At 46.5% G+C, this 604-nt stretch carries 1 pseudogene; it reads right to left on the bottom strand.

The features are described from left to right. Positions 1–518: 518 nt before the first annotated feature. A pseudogene (locus EII23_RS12245) lies at positions 519–604 on the bottom strand (IS5/IS1182 family transposase); the annotation flags it as partial.

The raw sequence follows: 604 nt of genomic DNA, 5'->3' as shown, positions 1-604 counted from the left end.
TCCTTGTTGGTCTGGGGGTTGATCGCCCTAACCAAAACCTAACCAACTTGGAGGGCTACGTCATTTTTCAAATGTGCGAAACTTTCTGTACGTTATCATTTCATCCGCAAACGCCAGCTTTAGCTGTTACCCAATATCACCGCTCCATCCTGATGGAGAATTCATTACTTTGAGATTGCAAACGCAATTGAACTGCGTCCGCAGTCCTCGTAATCCCTTTTTTGTATCAGGTCTATTTGATTGCCGCAGAGGACGGGAACCCAAACAGGGAGGCCACGCGGTCTTAATCCCTTTTTGTATCAGGTCTATTTGATTTACGCCCAGCAGTTTGCATCCTTCCTCATTGCCCGGGGGTCTTAATCCCTTTTTGTATCAGGTCTATTTGATTTCTAATGGCTTAGAGCACGGACAGGCTCAGACTTGACACAGTCTTAATCCCTTTTTGTATCAGGTCTATTTGATTTATCTCGCTCTATCCCGAGGAGTGGGATGCCCTGGCCGCGTCTTAGATAGTGTCGTCACGAGATTGAGGCCCATAAAAAGATACATCTGATCTGAATAGCGGCCAAGAATGAGGCTGCATTTTTCGCGTATCGGGTCGCAA

This window comes from Desulfovibrio sp. OH1186_COT-070 (assembly GCF_003860215.1).
GTDB lineage: Bacteria > Desulfobacterota > Desulfovibrionia > Desulfovibrionales > Desulfovibrionaceae > Desulfovibrio.
This window is presented reverse-complemented; position numbering and strand designations above follow the sequence as displayed.